We start from the raw sequence: 15,578 nt of genomic DNA, 5'->3' as shown, positions 1-15,578 counted from the left end.
GACCGGCACCCTACAAGCCTGGAACACGACAAGAGGAGACACAGCATGAGCAGTCCATTCACCTGGCGTGAAGTCGCCGCCACCGAGGGGCGCGTGGTCGCGCCCGACGAACGCCTGCCCTGGGTCCAGACCGGATTCATGGGCGTGCAGCACGTGATCGCGATGTTCGGCGCCACCGTGCTGGCGCCGATCCTGATGGGCTTCAGCCCCAACATCGCGATCCTGATGAGCGGCATCGGCACGCTGATCTTCTTCCTGATCACGGGCGGCAAGGTGCCCAGCTACCTGGGCTCGAGCTTCGCCTTCATCGGCGTGGTGATCGCGGCCAGCGGCTACGCCGGCAAGGGGCCCAACGCCAACATCGCGGTGGCACTGGGCGGCATCGTGGCCTGCGGCGTGGTCTACATCCTGATCGGCGCCATCGTGCAGGCCGTGGGCACGGGCTGGATCGAGCGCTTCATGCCGCCGGTGGTGACCGGCGCGGTGGTGGCGGTGATCGGGCTCAACCTCGCGAACGTGCCGATCAAGAACATGGCGGCCGGCAACTTCGACGCCTGGATGCAGGCGCTGACCTTCCTCTGCGTGGGCCTGGTGGCGGTGTTCACGCGCGGCATGGTGCAGCGGCTCCTGATCCTGGTGGGGCTGATCCTGGCCACGATCGTCTATGCCGTGCTGACCAACGGCATGGGCCTGGGCAAGCCGGTGGACCTCAGCGGCATCGCCGCCGCGGCCTGGTTCGGCCTGCCGGCCTTCACCGCGCCGGTGTTCACGGCCAACGCGATGCTGCTGATCGCGCCGGTGGCGATCATCCTGGTGGCCGAGAACCTGGGCCACCTGAAGGCGGTGACGGCCATGACCGGGCGCAACCTCGACGGCTACATGGGCCGCGCCTTCATCGGCGACGGCATCGCCACCGTGGTCAGCGGCGCGGCCGGCGGCACCGGCGTGACCACCTATGCCGAGAACATCGGCGTGATGGCCGCCACCCGCATCTACTCGACCGCGGTGTTCGTGGTGGCCGCGGTGATCGCGCTGGTGCTGGGCTTCAGCCCCAAGTTCGGCGCGCTGATCCAGGCCATCCCGCTGCCGGTGATGGGCGGCGTGAGCATCGTGGTGTTCGGCCTGATCGCGGTGGCGGGCGCCAAGATCTGGGTCGACAACAAGGTCGACTTCTCGCAGAACAAGAACCTGATCGTGGCCGCGATCACGCTGATCATCGGCACCGGCGACTTCACGCTGAAGTTCGGCGACTTCGCGCTCGGCGGCATCGGCACCGCGACCTTCGGGGCCATCATTCTTTACGCACTGCTGGGCCGCACGAAGAACTGAGGCGCTCCCGGGGGCCCGCACAAGCCCCCAAAGTGAAACCTCGTGCAATAAATGTGCTTCCTGGGCGGCCCGGGCCGCGGCGGCTCACCGCCGCGCGGCCCGCGCCCGTTAGACTCCGAGGCTTTTCGCACCGACGTTTTCCAGACGTTTTCCAATGGCCGATGTTTCCGCCGCGCGCACCAGGGCGGTATTCGAATTCAAGAGCGCCACGCTGCCGCTGATCGCAGTCATCCTCAAGACGACCGATCTGGGCGTGCTGGCCGAGGCGCTCGACGCCCAGCTGGCGGATTCCCCCGATTTCTTCGAACAGGAACCGGTGGTCATCGATCTCTCGCAACTGCCGGAAGCCTCGGCCGAGGGCGGGGCGGGCGACGCGCTCGACTTCGAGGCCCTGCGCGGCCTGCTGGCGCGCCACCAGACCCAGCCGATCGCGGTGCGCGGCGGCAGCGAGGCCCAGCACGCCGCGGCCCGCGCCGCCGGCCTGGTGGTGACCGACATGCCCGCCGCCCCGGCCCCGCGCCCGGCCGAGCCGCCGCCGGCCACCCCGTCGCCCGCGCCGCAGATCGTGCGCGAGGTGCCGGTGCCGGCCAACGGCACGCTGCTGATCGACCGGCCGCTGCGCTCGGGCCAGCAGGTCTACGCGCGGGGCGGCGACGTGATCGTGACGGCCGTGGTGAGCCATGGCGCCGAGGTCATCGCCGACGGCAACGTGCACGTGTACGCGCCGCTGCGCGGCAAGGCGATCGCCGGCGCGCGCGGCAACACCGAGGCGCGGATCTTCTCGACCTGCCTCGAAGCCCAGCTGGTGGCGGTGGCCGGCATCTACCGGACCTCGGAAGTGCCGCTGCCCGACACGGTGCTCGCGAAGGCGGCCCAGATCCGGCTCGACGGCAAGAAAATCGTGATCGAGCCCATTGCCTGACGGCAGGGCGGGACGACGCGGCAGCGATCCAGCAACAACCGAATCGAAACAAGAAGGAATGGCCATGGCCAAGATAGTGGTGGTGACCTCGGGCAAGGGCGGCGTCGGCAAGACGACCACGAGCGCCAGCTTCTCCTCGGGCCTCGCGCTCGCGGGCAAGAAGACGGCCGTGATCGACTTCGACGTGGGCCTGCGCAACCTCGACCTGATCATGGGTTGCGAACGCCGCGTGGTGTACGACCTGATCAACGTGATCCAGGGCGAGGCCAACCTGAGCCAGGCCCTGATCAAGGACAAGCAGTGCGAGAACCTGTTCGTTCTCGCCGCCTCGCAGACGCGCGACAAGGAAGCGCTGACGCAGGAAGGCGTGGAGAAGGTGCTGGCCGACCTGGCGGCGATGGACTTCGACTACATCGTCTGCGACTCGCCCGCGGGCATCGAGACCGGCGCGATGATGGCCATGCACTTCGCCGACGAGGCGCTGGTGGTGACCAATCCCGAGGTCTCGTCGGTGCGCGACTCGGACCGCATCCTGGGCATGCTCAGCAGCAAGACCAAGCGCGCCAAGGACGGCGGCGACCCGGTCAAGGAGCACCTGCTGATCACGCGCTACAACCCGAACCGGGTGGCGGGCGGCCAGATGCTGTCGCTGGAGGACATCCAGGACATCCTGCGCATTCCGCTGATCGGCGTGATCCCCGAGTCGGAGAGCGTGCTGCACGCTTCCAACCAGGGCGTGCCCGCGATCCACGACAAGGACACGGACGTGGCCCAGGCCTACAGCGACGTGGTCGCGCGTTTCCTCGGCGAGGACAAGCCGATGCGCTTCGTCGAGGCCGAGAAGCCGGGCTTCTTCAAGCGGATTTTCGGAGGCAGATAAGGCATGTCGTTCCTCTCGTTCCTCCTTGGCGAAAAGAAGAAGACTGCCAGCGTTGCCAAGGAACGCCTGCAGATCATCCTCGCCCACGAGCGTTCCAGCCTCAGCGGCAAGAGGCGGCCCGACTATCTGCCCGAACTCCAGCGCGAGCTGGTGGCGGTGATCTCGAAGTACGTGGCCATCAATCCCGAGGACATCAAGGTCCACCTGGAGACCCAGGACAACCTCGAGGTGCTCGACATCAAGATCGAGCTGCCCGACCCGGCGCCCACGCCGGCGCGCTGAGTCAGTCCGGCGCGAAGAAGCGGAAGCGGACCGTCGGGTCCGCGACCACGCGCGCCGACAGGGCGCGCTCCCACGCCAGGTAGTCGGCCCAGGCCGGGTCGCGCTGCGGCCCGAACACGCGCATCACCGAGCCCCAGTCGTCATCGAAAGGGGTCAAGAGGCGCGCCGCCTCGAGCGTGGTCGACAAGGGCCGCCCCGAGGCCTTCCAGGCCTGGGTGCCGCCCGCGAGCCAGCCGAAGCGCGCGCCGGCCTCGGGCCAGCGGCGTTGCGCATCGCGTGCCACGCGGCGCGCCGCGATGCCGTCGGGCGAGGTGAAGACCAGCGTGCGGCCCGGCACGATCCATGGAGAGAGCGGCGCCAGCGAGGCCGGCAGCAGGTAGAGCGCGCCCGGCAGGTGGCCGCGCTCGTAGTCCAGGCTCGGACCGACGTCGACCACCGTGGCGCCTTCGAGCGCCTCGGCCTCGATGGCGGGCGGGGCGTCGGCGATCGCGGCGGACGGGGCCGGCGGCAGGCCTTGGGAGGGCAGCGGGCCGTCGAACACGAACACCTCGGCCTGACCGAGCTGCGTCAGCCAGAAGCTCGTGATGGCGGCGCGCAACCGGTGCGCCGGGTCATCGAACAGAACGATGCGCGCGCCGCGCGTGCCCACGAGGTTCTCGAAATGCATCAGGAGCTGCCCGCCCGGCACCTGCTGCACGGCCGTGCCCGCGAAGGCCGGGTCGGGCTGCGGGCGCACGTCGAACAGGTAGAGGCTGCGCCGCGGGTCGGCCTGCCAGCGCGCGAGCTGGGCGGCATCGGCCAGCGGCAGGCGGTGGCGCGCGATCAGGCCGTCGGCCAGTTCGCGCAGCCGTTCGGGGGACTCGGCCGGCAGCAGGTCGGCCGGCGCGGCGTTCTGCACCACTGGGCCGCCGTGCAGGCCCCAGTCCATCACGCCGTCCTCGACGAACACCGCGTCGCGCGCGCGGCCCAGCAGCCGCAGGGTGGTGGCGCCGACGATGCCGCGCGTGCGGCTGAAGCAGTTGACGGCCCAGAGGTGGTCGGCATCGGTGGGCGCATCGAAGCGCCGCAGCGCGAGCTCGGTGCCGGGGTGATTGCGCGCGCCCGGCAGCGAGAGGAACTCGAATTCGGCGCGCGGCCGCGCATCGACCAGCGTGGTGGGTCGGCCGTCGCGCAGCCGCTCGCGCAGCGCCTCGACGCCGACCGAGGGCGTGCCGAAGTGCAGCCGCGCGCGGTCGCCGAAGGCCTTGACCAGCGTGCCGTAGCCGTCGATGACGGGCAGGCCCTGCGCGGCCCAGGCCTCGATGCCGCCGGCCAGCAGGCGCACATCGGTGTAGCCCAGCCGTTCGAGCACGGCCGCGGCCTCGTGCGCGGGGCCATCGGGCGCCGCGCGGTCGTCGTAGAGCACGACCGCCGTGGAACGGCGCGGCACCAGCGTGGCGATCTGCGGCTCGAGGCCGCTCAGCGGCGCATTGCGCGCGAGGTTCGGATGCCGCGCGACGTAGTGGCGGGTCTCGCGCACGTCGAGCAGCGCGAGCTCGGGGCCGTCATTGGCCAGCAGCAGCGCATGCAGCGCCGCGGCATCGAGGGTGAGGCGGCGGGGCGTGCTCATGTGTTCAGTTCGGCTGGATGCCGGCCTGCTTCACCACCGCGGTCCACTTGACGGTCTCGGTCTGGATGAAGCGCGCGAACTCCTCGGGCGAGCTGCCGACGGTGAAGGCGCCGATGTCGTCGTAGCGCTTGCGGAAGTCGGCCGACTGCACGATCTCGCGCAGCTCGCGCGAGAGGCGCTGAACCAGCGGCGCGGGCGTGCCGCTGCGCACCACCACGCCGTACCACGAGGTGACCTCGAAGTCGCCGAGGCCGGCCTCGGCGGCGGTGGGCACCTCGGGCAGCCAGGGCGCGCGGCTGCGGTAGGCCACGGCCAGCGGCTTGAGCGTGCCGGCCTTGACGAAGGGGATCGCGGTCACGACCTCGTTGAAGATGAACTGGGTCTGGCCCGCGAGCAGGTCGTTGAGGGCGGGCGCGCTGCCCTGGTAGGGGATGGGCGTGAAGTCGGCGCCGGTCCGGGACTTGAGCAGCTCGCCCGCGAGGTGCGAATAGGCGCCCACGCTGATGCCGTAGTTGACCTTGCCGGGGTTCTTCTTCGAATAGTCGATGAGCTCGCGCGGGCTGTTGACCGGCACCTGGGGATTGACCAGCAGCAGCTGCGGCGTCTGCACCAGCAGCGACACCGGCGTGAAGTCGCGCGCGAGGTCGTAGCTCAGCTGCTTGAACAGCGCGGGCTGCACCGTGAGGTTGGAGGCCGGCGCGAGCAGCAGCGTGTAGCCGTCGGCCGGCTGGCGCGCCACGTGGTCGAAGCCGATGTTGCCGGCAGCGCCGCTGCGGTTCTCGACCACCACGGGCTGCTTCAGGCGCTGCTGCAGCTGCTCGGCGACCTCGCGGCCGATCTTGTCGGCGATGCCGCCCGCGGGGTAGGGCACGACCACGCGCACGGTGCGCTGCGGATAGTCGTCGGGCGCGGCGGCCCGGGCCGGCAGCACGGTCGACAGGGCAAGCAGCAAGGCGGCGAGGCCGCGCGAGGGGAGGGTGTTCATGGGACGACGCAAAAAGCCAGCGAGCCTAGGGCGCGGCGGCGGCGGCGCGAACGAAGTTTCGCACCCTTGCTTATGCGGAATGGGCGCATGCGGCGCGGCCGAGGCTTCCTAGCATCGCAGGCCGGACCGCCTCCTCATGAACACCGCCGCCCGCACCTCCACCCAGCCGCTGCAACCCACGCCCGCCGTTGCGGTGGCCCCCGCGCGCGGCCGCCGCCACTGGTGGTGGCACTACGAGGTGCCCACCCTGCTGCTCGCGGGCGCGCTCTACCTGGCCTGGGCCGCGCTGGTCTGGTGGCATGCGGCGCTGCCGGGCTGGGCGCTGTTCGTCGCGGGCGGCTACCTCGCCCAACTGCACTTCTCGCTGCAGCACGAGAGCATCCACGCGATGCGCCAGTTGCCGCAGTGGCTGCGCTGGACCGTGGTGTGGCCGCCGCTCAACCTGTGGCTGCCGTACCCGTTCTACAACCGCGGCCACAGCGCGCACCACGTCAACTTCCACCTCACGCATCCCGAGCGCGACTCCGAGAGCGCCTATCACTCGGCACCGGCCTGGGCCGGCTACGGACGCTTCTGGCGCTGGATCTACCTGGCGAACCAGACAGTGGCCTTCCGCGTCGTGCTGGGGCCCTTCCTGCGGCTGTGGAAGCTGGTGCGCTTCGAGACCGGCCGGGTCGCCGCCGGCGACTTCTCGCGGCTGCCGACCTGGGGCTGGCATGCGCTGAGCGCGGCGCCGGTGCTGTACTTCGTGCTCGGCGTGGCCGGCATGAGCCTGGGCGAGTACCTGCTGTGCTTCGTCTACCCGGGGATGATGCTGGGCTCGCTGCGCACCTTCACCGAGCACCGCTGGGCCGACACGCCGCACGAGCGCGTGGCGATCGTCGAATCGAACGCGGTGTTCGGCCTGCTCTACCTCTTCAACAACCTGCACCACGTGCACCACCGCGCGCCGACCATGCCCTGGTACGAGATCCCGGTGTACTTCCGGCGCCACCGCGCGGCGGTGCTGGCGGCCAACGGCCACTTCTACTACCGCGGCTATGGGCAGATCGTGCGGCAGCACCTGTTCCGGCCGGTGTTCGTGCCGGTGCATCCGGCCTGGTAACTAGCCCGCGACGAAGCCCAGCACGCGCTCGATCACCTCGGCCTCCTTGAGGATGCGGCGGTGCCCGAGCCCCTGCGTGGCGACGAGCCGCGCGCCCGCGATCGCATCGCGGTAGGCCTCGCTGTCGGCGAAGCGGTTCACGCGGTCGTCGCGGTCGTGCACGATCAGGGTCGGCCGCGCGATGCGTGGGCCCACGGCGGGCGGCTCGAACTGCGGCATCAGGATGCCCTCGCGCGATTCGATGCGCCGCTGCATCGCGGCGCGCGTGCGCTCGCGCAGGCCGAACACGTGGGCGAAGTAGCGCGTGTATTCGCGCGGCGAGGCGGGCGGTGCCAGCAGCACCAGCCGATCGGCCGGCAGTCCGCGCGCCGCCGCATAGGCCAGCGCGTTGGCGCCCATCGAGTGCGCGATGGCCGCGCGCAGCGCATGGCCCTCGGCCGCGAGCCGCGCGCCGACGTATTCGATGCCGCGCGCGAACTGCGGCAGGTTGCTGGCCCAGCCCGCGCTGCGCCCATGCGCCGGCAGCTCGAGCAGCACCGGCCGCAGGCCCGCCGCGGCCAGGGCCTGCGCCAGCGGCAGCATCTGGCCCGCATGGCCGCCCCAGCCATGCATCAGCAGCACCACGGGCGTCTCGGCCACCGCGCCCGCCTGCGACGCGAGGTGGTAGAGGCCGAGGCTGCCCTGTTCGAAGGCCCAGGTCTCGCGCCGCCACTCGGCGCCCGGCCCCTGGCCGCGGTAGAGCCACTTGGGCGGCAGCGGCGTGCGGAACACGCGGCTGGCCGCGCGCACGCCGAGCGCGGGCCAGAGGCGCTCGATGGCGCCGAGCGTCCAGCGCACGGCACGCAGCCGGAGGCTGGCGCCGTAGTAGCCGGAACGCGCGGCGTGGGTGGAGCCCGAAGGCGTGGCGCTGCTCGTCATGCCGTGCGCCCCTTCAGTACCAGACCCAGTCCTGGTTGCTGCCGGGCAGCGCACGCAGGGCTTCGCGCAGGGTTTCGACCCCGAGGGCCACCGCATAGACGGCCAGACAGAGGGCGATGATCAGCATGGTGTTTCTCCTTTTTATCGCACGACTGTGCGAAATCTGAATAAGCAAAGACGAAAGGCGTGCGCTGGGGACCAGCCTCAGGCGCGGTAGTCGGAAAGGATGCGCCGCCAGCTGCGCGCGGCATGCTCGCCGGCCAGCGGATCGCGCAGGAAGCGCGCGTCGTGCAGCAGGGTCATCACGAGGCCGTTGAGCTCGCTCACCAGCAGCGCGGCGTCGGTGCCGGCCTTGAGCTCGCCGCTGTCCACCGCCTGCAGCACGGTGCGGCGCAGCGCGGCACGCCAGCGGGTGATCTCGGCGAGCAGCAGCTCGCGCAGCTCGCCCTCGCGGTCGTCGTACTCGAAGGCACCGGCCATGTAGAGGCAGCCGGTCTCGCTCTCGACGTCGCGCGTGCGCGCGATCCAGCGCTCGACGATGTCGGTCAGCCGCGCCAGGCCCTTGGGCTTCTGCATCGCGGGCACGAACACGTCGGCCAGGAAGCGGCGGCCGTACTCCTCGATGACGGCCTTCTGCAGCGCCTCGCGCGATCCCACGCGCGAGAACACGCCGCTCTTGGACAGGGCCAGCCGGCTCGCGATCGCCTGCAGCGTGATCGCCTCCAGGCCCTCGGCCAGCGCGAGATCCATCGCCGCGCCGACGATGGCGGTGCGGGTCAGTTCGCTCTTCTGGGTCTTGGCGTCCATGCGGCAAACTTTAGCACAGTCGTGCGAAATAGCAAATCAATGCGAAGGCCGCTCTGTCAGCAGCTCCAAAGATGATTTGCTCATGTGAAACCAACAAACGCATCGTTCCCCGCATAAGCCGTTGTGCAGAGAATTCCCGGTCCGTCCCGCTCCGGGACATGACACCTCCGCGCCAGATGAACTTCCAACAACTGCGCTCGGTACGCGAGGCCGTTCGTTGCGGCTTCAACCTGACCGAGGTCGCCCATACCCTCCACACCTCGCAGCCTGGCGTGAGCCGGCAGATCCGCGAACTCGAGGAGGAGCTCGGCATCGAGCTCTTCGTGCGGGCCGGCAAGCGGCTCACCGGCCTCACCGAGCCCGGCGGCCACGTGCTGCCGATCATCGAGCGCATGCTGCTCGAGAGCAGCAACCTGCGGCATGCCGGACAGGAGTTCGTCGCGCAGCAGAGCGGCCTGCTGTCGGTGACGGCCACGCACTCGCAGGCGCGCTATGCGATGCCGGTGGCGGTGCAGGAATTCCGCGCCCAGTTCCCGAACGTGAAGCTGCACCTGCACCAGGGCTCGCCCAAGCAGATCGCGCAGATGCTGATCGACGGCGAGGCCGACGTGGGCATCGCCACCGAGGCGCTGGGCGACTACCCGCAGCTGGTCGCCCTGCCCTGCTACCGCTGGACCCATTCGGTGATCGTGCCGCCGGGCCATCCGCTGCTCGACGCGCCGCTCACGCTCGACGCGCTCACGCGCTATCCGCTGATCACCTACGACACCGGCTTCACGGGACGCTCGCGCATCGACGAAGCCTTCGCGCAGCGCGGTCTCACGCCCAACATCGTGCTGGCCGCGATGGACGCCGACGTGATCAAGACCTACGTGCAGCTCGGCATGGGCGTGGGCATCGTGGCCGGCGTGGCCTACGAGGCCGAGCGCGACACGCAGCTGCGCGCGATCGACGCCGGACGCCACTTCGGCATCAACCTCACCAAGCTCGCGGTGCGGCGCGGCAACTACCTGCGCAAGTACGTCTATGCCTTCATCGAGTCCTTCGCGCCGACCCTCACGCGCGCTGTGGTGGAAAAGGCACTGACCGACGAGACCCGCGCTTCGCACTACGAAATCTGAAAAGCGTGGCCCGACAAGGGCTTGGCGCGTGGACTTCGCACGGCGGATGCGCGGCTTTGGCCACGATGTCGACGAAAGCGGGGCGACTTCCATACGAAAGCATGAAAAAGCTGCCAGTTGCTTCACACAAGGAGCGTACATTCGCATTCATCCCAGCTTTCCGGAACGGATCAGCAATGGCATCGATTTCGCAGCAGCACCCCTCAGCGAAGGCCAAGGCCCTCAAGGCCGCCGAAGCCAGCGAACGGCGCGAACGCCTGCGACGAGGGCTGCCCGCCACGGTGGAACTGCTGCAGCAACGCCATGCCGACCGCATCGACGACAGCGACATCGACGCCTACGTGAACCTCAACTGGCTCGAATGGCACGGCGGCGGGCTGCGGCTCACGATCACGGGCCGCAACGTCTGCGCGCAACTCGCGCCCACCGCGCTCGTCTGAGGTCTCCAAATGCAAAAGCCGCCGCGGCGTGAAGCCTGCGGCGGCTTTTGCGCGGGTTCCTCTCGGAACCCAGCGGCAGTGGGCACTTGCCGTTATTGACCGGCGATGATCTGCGCGATCACGCCCGTGGCGATCGCGGCCAGCACGAAGTCGCCGCCCACGCCCACCCATTGATAGCCGCGCGGCGGCTGCTGCAGGCGATAGGCGCGGTAGTCGTTGACCACGTAGTTGCGCGCACGGTACTCGACCGGCACGCGGCCGCCGCGGCGCCATTCGGCATGCGGCTGCGGGAAGCCGCGGCGATCGAACTGGCGTCCGTCGCGGAAATCCTGGTTGCCCCAGTGGCCGGGCGGCGGGCCGCGGCGCTCCATGCGCTCATGGCCCGGAGGGCCGCCGCGATGGCCGTCGCGATGGCCGTCATGGCCGCGGCCTTGCGCAAAGGCGCTTCCCGCTGCCATGCACATGGCGAGTGCCGCGGCGGCCACGGCCATGCCCTTCGTCTTGTTGATGAACATCTGGAACTCCTTCGCTTTTGGTGATGACGAGTCCATTGTGGGCGGCCCGTGTGTCGGTCAGCCAGGGCTCAGGTAGGCGCGAAGTGAAAGAAGGTAAGGGCTGGTATCCGCGTCTCCTGCGCTCCTACGGCCGCGCGGCGCTATGGTGCCGTTTCAGGGCAGGCCGGGCACGTAGCGATTGACGACGATGCCGCATTCGTAGGCATCGGAGCGCAGCAGAGCGAGCCGGTGGCCCTTGCTGCGGTCGTTGAACACCGAGAGGCCGCCGCCCACGGCGGCCGGGTTGACGAAGAACTGGAACTCGTCGACCACGCCGGCCGCGACCAGCGCCGAGGCAAAGCCCACGCCGCCGACCGAAATGATGTCGCCGCCCTCCTGGCGCTTGATCGTCTCGACCGCCTCGGCCAGGTCGCCATGGACCACCGCGGTGCGCTCCCAGCGCGAGGCCTCGAGCTTGTTCGACAGCACCACCTTGTCGGCATTGACGATCTTCTGCGCGAAGGCGTAGTGGCGGTCGGCCGGAAAGCGCGTCGCGGCGCGGCCCCAGTGGTCGATGTAGCCCTCCTCCGCGATCTTGCGGCTCAGCAGGATGGTGCCCACGCTGTCGAACACGGTGTTGAAGTCCTGCTTGAGCCGCTCGTCCCAGGGCCAGGGATCGCCCCAGCCCCAGAGCTGCCAGCGCAGGTCGGCGTGGGCCGCCGACACGTAGCCGTCGACGGACATCTGCATCTGAAGGATCAGCTTTCTCATGCACGGTCTCCTGGTGGGTCGTCAAGGGATCGAAGCGCCAACTGCTTGTGAATTGCAATCGGTTTGCGGCGCGGTTGCAGTGTCTTGCGACCGGTGCAAGAATGCAAGCGGTTTCGAAAGAGAAGCGTAGGAGCGCGCGCCATGGCATCCCAGGAAAAATCCACCTGCCCGATCAACCTCGCGCTGGAGGTCTTCGGCGATCGCTGGAGCCTCTTGATCGTGCGCGACATGATGTTCGCGGGCAAGCGCCACTTCCGCGAGTTCCTGCAGTCCGACGAGGGCATCTCGACCAACATCCTCACCGAGCGGCTCGGCAAGCTCGTCGAGCAGGGCGTGCTGCGCAAGAGCGACGATCCCACGCACCGGCAGAAAGCGCTCTACAGCCTCACGCCCATGGGCATCGACCTGCTGCCGGTGGTGGCACAGATCGGCATCTGGGGCCGCAGGCACACGCCGGTCACGAAGGACAGCGCGGCCGACGCCGCCGCGCTCGAGAAGGGCGGGCCCGCGCTCTGGAAGAAGCTGCAGGCGGAACTGCGCCGCGCGCATGCCGAGGGCCGCGCGGCCTGAGGGCCTGCGCGTCACTTCCGGTCACCAGGCTCGCGCATGAGCGCTGGCAGAATGCCGCCCCAACGCAGCAACCAGCACCGAGGGGTCCGATGACCGAACACACCGTCGCGGCAGCCGTCGTCTATGCCAAGGACGTGACGCGCCTGAGCACGTTCTACACGCGCGTCGCCGGCCTGTCGCTCGCCCATGCCGAAGGCGGCTTCCACACCCTCGAATCGCCCGCGCTGCAGCTGTTCGTGGTCGCGATGCATGGCGACATCGCGGCCCGGGTCCATGTATCGCAACCGCCGGCGCGGCGCGAGAACACCGCGCTGAAGTTCGTCTTTCCGGTCGAGAGCCTGGGCGATGCGCGGCGCGCGGCCGCCGAGCACGGCGGCGCATTGAAGCCGACCGAGGCCGAATGGGCCTTCGGCGGCCATCGCTACTGCGACGGGCACGACACCGAGGGCAACGTGTTCCAGCTGCGCGAGCGCGCGGTGGGCACGGGCGACGAGGCGAACGATTGAGCGAGGCCGCACTGCCGCCTGCGGACAGCGCCGTCTGCGCGCGCGTGCGCCTGCACCCGGGCTCGCTCGAGCGCGTGCGCGCATGGGCGAGCCATATCGCCGAACACCGCGAAGACGCGCTGCAAACGCTCGCCGCGGAAGGCGTCACCATCGAATCGGTGTTCCTCGACAGCGGCAGCGAAGGCGACTTCCTCGTCTACTACATGCGCTCCGCCTCGCACGAGAAGGCGCGGCAGGTCGCGACGCAATCGACCGAAGCCATCGACCGCTATCACCAGGCCTTCAAGCGCGAGACCTGGGCGGAAGTGAAGCGGCTCGAGGCGCTGGTGGACCTGCGCCGCTGACCGCCCTCCTCCGCCCTGCCGCTTGCCGCCAGGCCGGGTACGGTCTTTCAGGCGCGTGCGAAATGCGCCGCTATGCTGGCGCCCGCCTTCACTCCCACCCCACGCACGCATGAACCGACGCCACCTGCTGCAGTTCCTCGCCGGCGGCATCGCCGCCTCCACGCTCGCGGCCTGCGGCCGGCGCAAGGCCTCGGAGCCGGCGTTGAAGTCCGATGCCAAGCTGCTCGCGCTGGGCGACAGCCTGACCTTCGGCTACGGCGCGCCGCCCGGCGAGGACTGGCCCGCGAAGCTTGCGGCGCTCACGGGCTGGCAGGTGGTCAACGAAGGCATCAACGGCGACACCTCGGCCGGCGCCCTGAAGCGGCTCGACGCGCTGCTCGCGGCCGACAGCTACGACGCGGTGCTGGTGGGCATCGGCGGCAACGACATGCTGCGCGGCGTGCCGCTGCAGACCACGCGCGACAACATCGCGGCGATCGTGCGCCAGGCGCGCACGCACACGCCGCGCGTGGCGCTGATCGCCACGCCCGCGCCCGAGCTGCTGCGCGCGACCATCGGCGCGCTCAGCGACGCGCCGCTCTACGAAGAAGTCGCGACGGCCGAGCAGGCGCTGCTGATCCCGGCGGTGTATGCGAGCGTGCTGTCCGATCCGGCGCTGCGCTCCGACCGCATCCATGCGAATGCGCAGGGCTACGAGAAGGTGGCGCAGCAGATCGCAGCGCAGTTGCAAAAGGCCGGCTGGCGCTGAGCGACACCACGCTGCACGGCGCGCCTCAGCGCCGCGCCGCGAGCAGGTCGACGTAAGCACCGCGCTCGAGCTGAGCGGCCTCGATGCCCAGCCGCGCCATCAGCGCCCGTGCCTCGGCCACGCCGGCTTCGGCGGCCTCGTGCTCGCGCAGCACCACCTCGAGCTCGAGGAACTCGCCGAGCCCCTCCACGCGGTCGAGGTGCACGCGCGTGCGGCCCACGAGGTAGAGCCGGCGCTGCTTGCGCACGCGGCCGGCCTGCCCCCAGGCCAGGGTCAGCGACTCGCGCAGCAGGTCGGGCGTGGCGGTCGGCGTGATCAGGTAGAACGATTCCTTCGGGCCACCCTCGTCGGCGCGGCGGTAGAAGATCAGCTCGCCGCGGTCGGGCGCGAAGCTGCGCAGCTTGAGGCGGTCGCCGGGCTCGGCGCAGCGGAAGAAGGTGTCGTCCTGGGCGATCTCCACCGGCCCCGAATCGGCCAGCGGCGCGGCCAGGGCCGCGATGCGTTCGACGCTGTCGATGCGGGCCTTGATCTCGATGTTGCGTGCCATGCGCCGGGGCTCAGGGCGCGTTGCCCTGCGGGCCGACCGGCGGCGGCGCGGTGCGGCCGCTGGAGCCCGGCGCGAGCTTGCGGCCGAAGGCCTCGCCCACGTTGCGCACCGGGCGGCTCGCGCGCCGCGACACGTTGTCGACGCCGCGCCGCGTGGCGTCGTCCGCGCGGTCGATGCCACGGCCCGCGGCATTGGTGCCGCGCTGCACGCCGCCGATCACCTTGCCGTCGCGCGGCGGCGACTTGAGCGTGTGGGCGCGCTGCGCGCGCGGCGGGTTGTCGGCGCTCTGGGCCTGCACCGCGGCGGCCGGCAGCAGCAGCAAGGCGGCGAGCGACGACGCGGCCGCGAGACGGAGGCGGGAGGGAAGTTTCATCGGCGATCTCCTCGAAGCATCGGGTTCATGATCCAGCGGGCTCGTCGCCCGCTGCGGCGGCGCGCGCCATGCGCTCGCTCTTCCAGTAGACGTCGTCGCCGCCATCGACGCGGTTGAGCACGCGCGCGAGCACGAACAGCAGGTCGCTCAGGCGGTTGAGGTACTGGCGCAGCGTGTCGTTGAGCGTGGCGGTGGCGCCGAGCGCGACCACGGCCCGTTCCGCGCGGCGCGCGATGGTGCGGCACACATGGGCCTGCGAGGCGCCGCGGGTGCCGGCCGGCAGGATGAACTCGGCCAGCCGCGGCAGCGTGGCGTTGTGGTCGGCCAGCGCGTTGTCGAGCTGCAGCAGGGCCTCGGGCTTGAGCAGCGCATAGCCGGGCATCGAGAGCTCACCGCCGAGGTTGAACAGCTGGTGCTGCACGTCGACCAGCAGCTCGCGCACCGCCTCGGGCAGCGGCTCGCACAGCAGCAGGCCGATGTGCGAGTTGAGCTCGTCGACGTCGCCCATGGCGTGCACGCGCAGGTGGTCCTTGGGCACGCGCGTGTTGTCGCCGAGGCCGGTGGTGCCGTCGTCGCCGGTGCGCGTGGCGATCTGCGAGAGTCGGTTGCCCATGGTGTGTTCGTTCCTGTGGCGAAGGGGTGGAGGCGCTCCGCGCCTCGATCCAGCCGCGGGCCGCGCAGAAGGCGGAAAGAGGATTCTGCGGCATCGCCCGCCAGGTCACGCCCGCTTAACCCCCTCGCCCGACTGCCGTACGGGGATCGGCCCGATGCCGATCCGCGTCCCGCTTCGTAGAATGGTCCGTTCGCCCCCGCCCCTCTTTCCCCCT

General features: G+C 70.2%; 20 protein-coding genes. 11 read left to right on the top strand and 9 right to left on the bottom strand.

Translation table 11 applies throughout. The annotated features are described in order from the left end of the window. Positions 1-45: 45 nt before the first annotated feature. From INQ48_00375 to minE, 4 genes are all read left to right on the top strand, one after another. Complete coding sequence (locus INQ48_00375; protein QRF57757.1) at positions 46-1,329, top strand: pyrimidine utilization transport protein G; 1,284 nt, start codon at positions 46-48, stop codon at positions 1,327-1,329. A 154-nt stretch (positions 1,330-1,483) separates the two neighbouring features. Beyond that, positions 1,484-2,251, top strand: a complete 768-nt coding sequence (minC, locus tag INQ48_00370) for a septum site-determining protein MinC (protein ID QRF57756.1) — start codon at positions 1,484-1,486, stop codon at positions 2,249-2,251. Positions 2,252-2,315: 64 nt separating this feature from the next. Next, positions 2,316-3,131, top strand: coding sequence for a septum site-determining protein MinD (gene minD, locus INQ48_00365; GenBank protein QRF57755.1), 816 nt, complete (start codon positions 2,316-2,318; stop codon positions 3,129-3,131). 3 nt (positions 3,132-3,134) lie between these two features. Continuing rightward, the gene (minE, locus tag INQ48_00360; protein QRF57754.1) at positions 3,135-3,413 is read left to right on the top strand and encodes a cell division topological specificity factor MinE; all 279 of its coding nucleotides are present in this window, start codon (positions 3,135-3,137) and stop codon (positions 3,411-3,413) included. A gap of 1 nt (position 3,414) precedes the next feature. Here the strand turns inward: minE and INQ48_00355 are convergent, their stop codons facing one another. Both INQ48_00355 and INQ48_00350 read right to left on the bottom strand, forming a co-directional pair. Further along, positions 3,415-5,022, bottom strand: coding sequence for a rhodanese (locus tag INQ48_00355; GenBank protein ID QRF57753.1), 1,608 nt, complete (start codon positions 5,020-5,022; stop codon positions 3,415-3,417). Between the two features lie 4 nt (positions 5,023-5,026). Further along, positions 5,027-6,007 carry a tripartite tricarboxylate transporter substrate binding protein gene (locus INQ48_00350; protein ID QRF57752.1) on the bottom strand — a complete coding sequence of 327 codons (981 nt, stop codon included), beginning with the start codon at positions 6,005-6,007 and terminating at the stop codon, positions 5,027-5,029. Positions 6,008-6,143: 136 nt separating this feature from the next. Between INQ48_00350 and INQ48_00345 the strand changes: the two genes are divergently transcribed. Further along, positions 6,144-7,112, top strand: a complete 969-nt coding sequence (locus INQ48_00345) for a fatty acid desaturase (protein QRF57751.1) — start codon at positions 6,144-6,146, stop codon at positions 7,110-7,112. Here INQ48_00345 and INQ48_00340 read toward each other — a convergent pair whose 3' ends face one another. Together INQ48_00340 and INQ48_00335 are read right to left on the bottom strand one after the other, a co-directional pair. Beyond that, positions 7,113-8,030 (bottom strand): alpha/beta hydrolase, encoded by a 918-nt coding sequence (locus INQ48_00340; protein ID QRF57750.1) that lies wholly within the window; start codon positions 8,028-8,030, stop codon positions 7,113-7,115. Between the two features lie 204 nt (positions 8,031-8,234). After that, on the bottom strand, positions 8,235-8,837 hold the full coding sequence (locus INQ48_00335; GenBank protein ID QRF57749.1) for a TetR/AcrR family transcriptional regulator: 603 nt from the start codon (positions 8,835-8,837) through the stop codon (positions 8,235-8,237). A gap of 176 nt (positions 8,838-9,013) precedes the next feature. Here INQ48_00335 and INQ48_00330 point away from each other — a divergent pair, with 176 nt between their 5' ends. Then, entirely contained in the window at positions 9,014-9,958 is a 945-nt protein-coding gene (locus INQ48_00330) for a CysB family HTH-type transcriptional regulator (GenBank protein ID QRF57748.1), read from the top strand. A gap of 176 nt (positions 9,959-10,134) precedes the next feature. Then, the gene (locus INQ48_00325) at positions 10,135-10,398 is read left to right on the top strand and encodes a hypothetical protein (GenBank protein QRF57747.1); all 264 of its coding nucleotides are present in this window, start codon (positions 10,135-10,137) and stop codon (positions 10,396-10,398) included. 92 nt (positions 10,399-10,490) lie between these two features. Here INQ48_00325 and INQ48_00320 read toward each other — a convergent pair whose 3' ends face one another. After that, the gene (locus INQ48_00320; protein QRF57746.1) at positions 10,491-10,913 is read right to left on the bottom strand and encodes an RcnB family protein; all 423 of its coding nucleotides are present in this window, start codon (positions 10,911-10,913) and stop codon (positions 10,491-10,493) included. Between the two features lie 153 nt (positions 10,914-11,066). Further along, positions 11,067-11,663, bottom strand: a complete 597-nt coding sequence (locus tag INQ48_00315) for a dihydrofolate reductase family protein (GenBank protein ID QRF57745.1) — start codon at positions 11,661-11,663, stop codon at positions 11,067-11,069. 141 nt (positions 11,664-11,804) lie between these two features. On the opposite strand from INQ48_00315, the gene INQ48_00310 reads away from it, so the two are divergent. The 4 genes from INQ48_00310 (at position 11,805) to INQ48_00295 (ending at position 13,831) form a co-directional block, all read left to right on the top strand. Beyond that, positions 11,805-12,233 (top strand): helix-turn-helix transcriptional regulator, encoded by a 429-nt coding sequence (locus tag INQ48_00310; GenBank protein ID QRF57744.1) that lies wholly within the window; start codon positions 11,805-11,807, stop codon positions 12,231-12,233. An 89-nt stretch (positions 12,234-12,322) separates the two neighbouring features. Next, positions 12,323-12,739 (top strand): hypothetical protein, encoded by a 417-nt coding sequence (locus tag INQ48_00305; protein QRF57743.1) that lies wholly within the window; start codon positions 12,323-12,325, stop codon positions 12,737-12,739. A gap of 11 nt (positions 12,740-12,750) precedes the next feature. After that, positions 12,751-13,083, top strand: a complete 333-nt coding sequence (locus INQ48_00300; GenBank protein ID QRF60556.1) for a hypothetical protein — start codon at positions 12,751-12,753, stop codon at positions 13,081-13,083. A 109-nt stretch (positions 13,084-13,192) separates the two neighbouring features. After that, positions 13,193-13,831 (top strand): GDSL family lipase, encoded by a 639-nt coding sequence (locus INQ48_00295; GenBank protein QRF57742.1) that lies wholly within the window; start codon positions 13,193-13,195, stop codon positions 13,829-13,831. A 25-nt stretch (positions 13,832-13,856) separates the two neighbouring features. On the opposite strand, the gene INQ48_00290 is transcribed toward INQ48_00295, so the two are convergent. The 3 genes from INQ48_00290 to INQ48_00280 are packed head-to-tail and all read right to left on the bottom strand — an operon-like array spanning position 13,857 to position 15,364. After that, positions 13,857-14,378 carry a class IV adenylate cyclase gene (locus INQ48_00290; GenBank protein QRF57741.1) on the bottom strand — a complete coding sequence of 174 codons (522 nt, stop codon included), beginning with the start codon at positions 14,376-14,378 and terminating at the stop codon, positions 13,857-13,859. A gap of 10 nt (positions 14,379-14,388) precedes the next feature. Beyond that, positions 14,389-14,751, bottom strand: a complete 363-nt coding sequence (locus tag INQ48_00285) for a hypothetical protein (protein ID QRF57740.1) — start codon at positions 14,749-14,751, stop codon at positions 14,389-14,391. Positions 14,752-14,776: 25 nt separating this feature from the next. Next, the gene (locus INQ48_00280) at positions 14,777-15,364 is read right to left on the bottom strand and encodes a cob(I)yrinic acid a,c-diamide adenosyltransferase (GenBank protein QRF57739.1); all 588 of its coding nucleotides are present in this window, start codon (positions 15,362-15,364) and stop codon (positions 14,777-14,779) included. Between the last annotated feature and the right edge of the window lie 214 nt (positions 15,365-15,578).

Source organism: Variovorax paradoxus (assembly GCA_016806145.1).
Classification (GTDB): domain Bacteria; phylum Pseudomonadota; class Gammaproteobacteria; order Burkholderiales; family Burkholderiaceae_C; genus Variovorax.
This window is presented reverse-complemented; position numbering and strand designations above follow the sequence as displayed.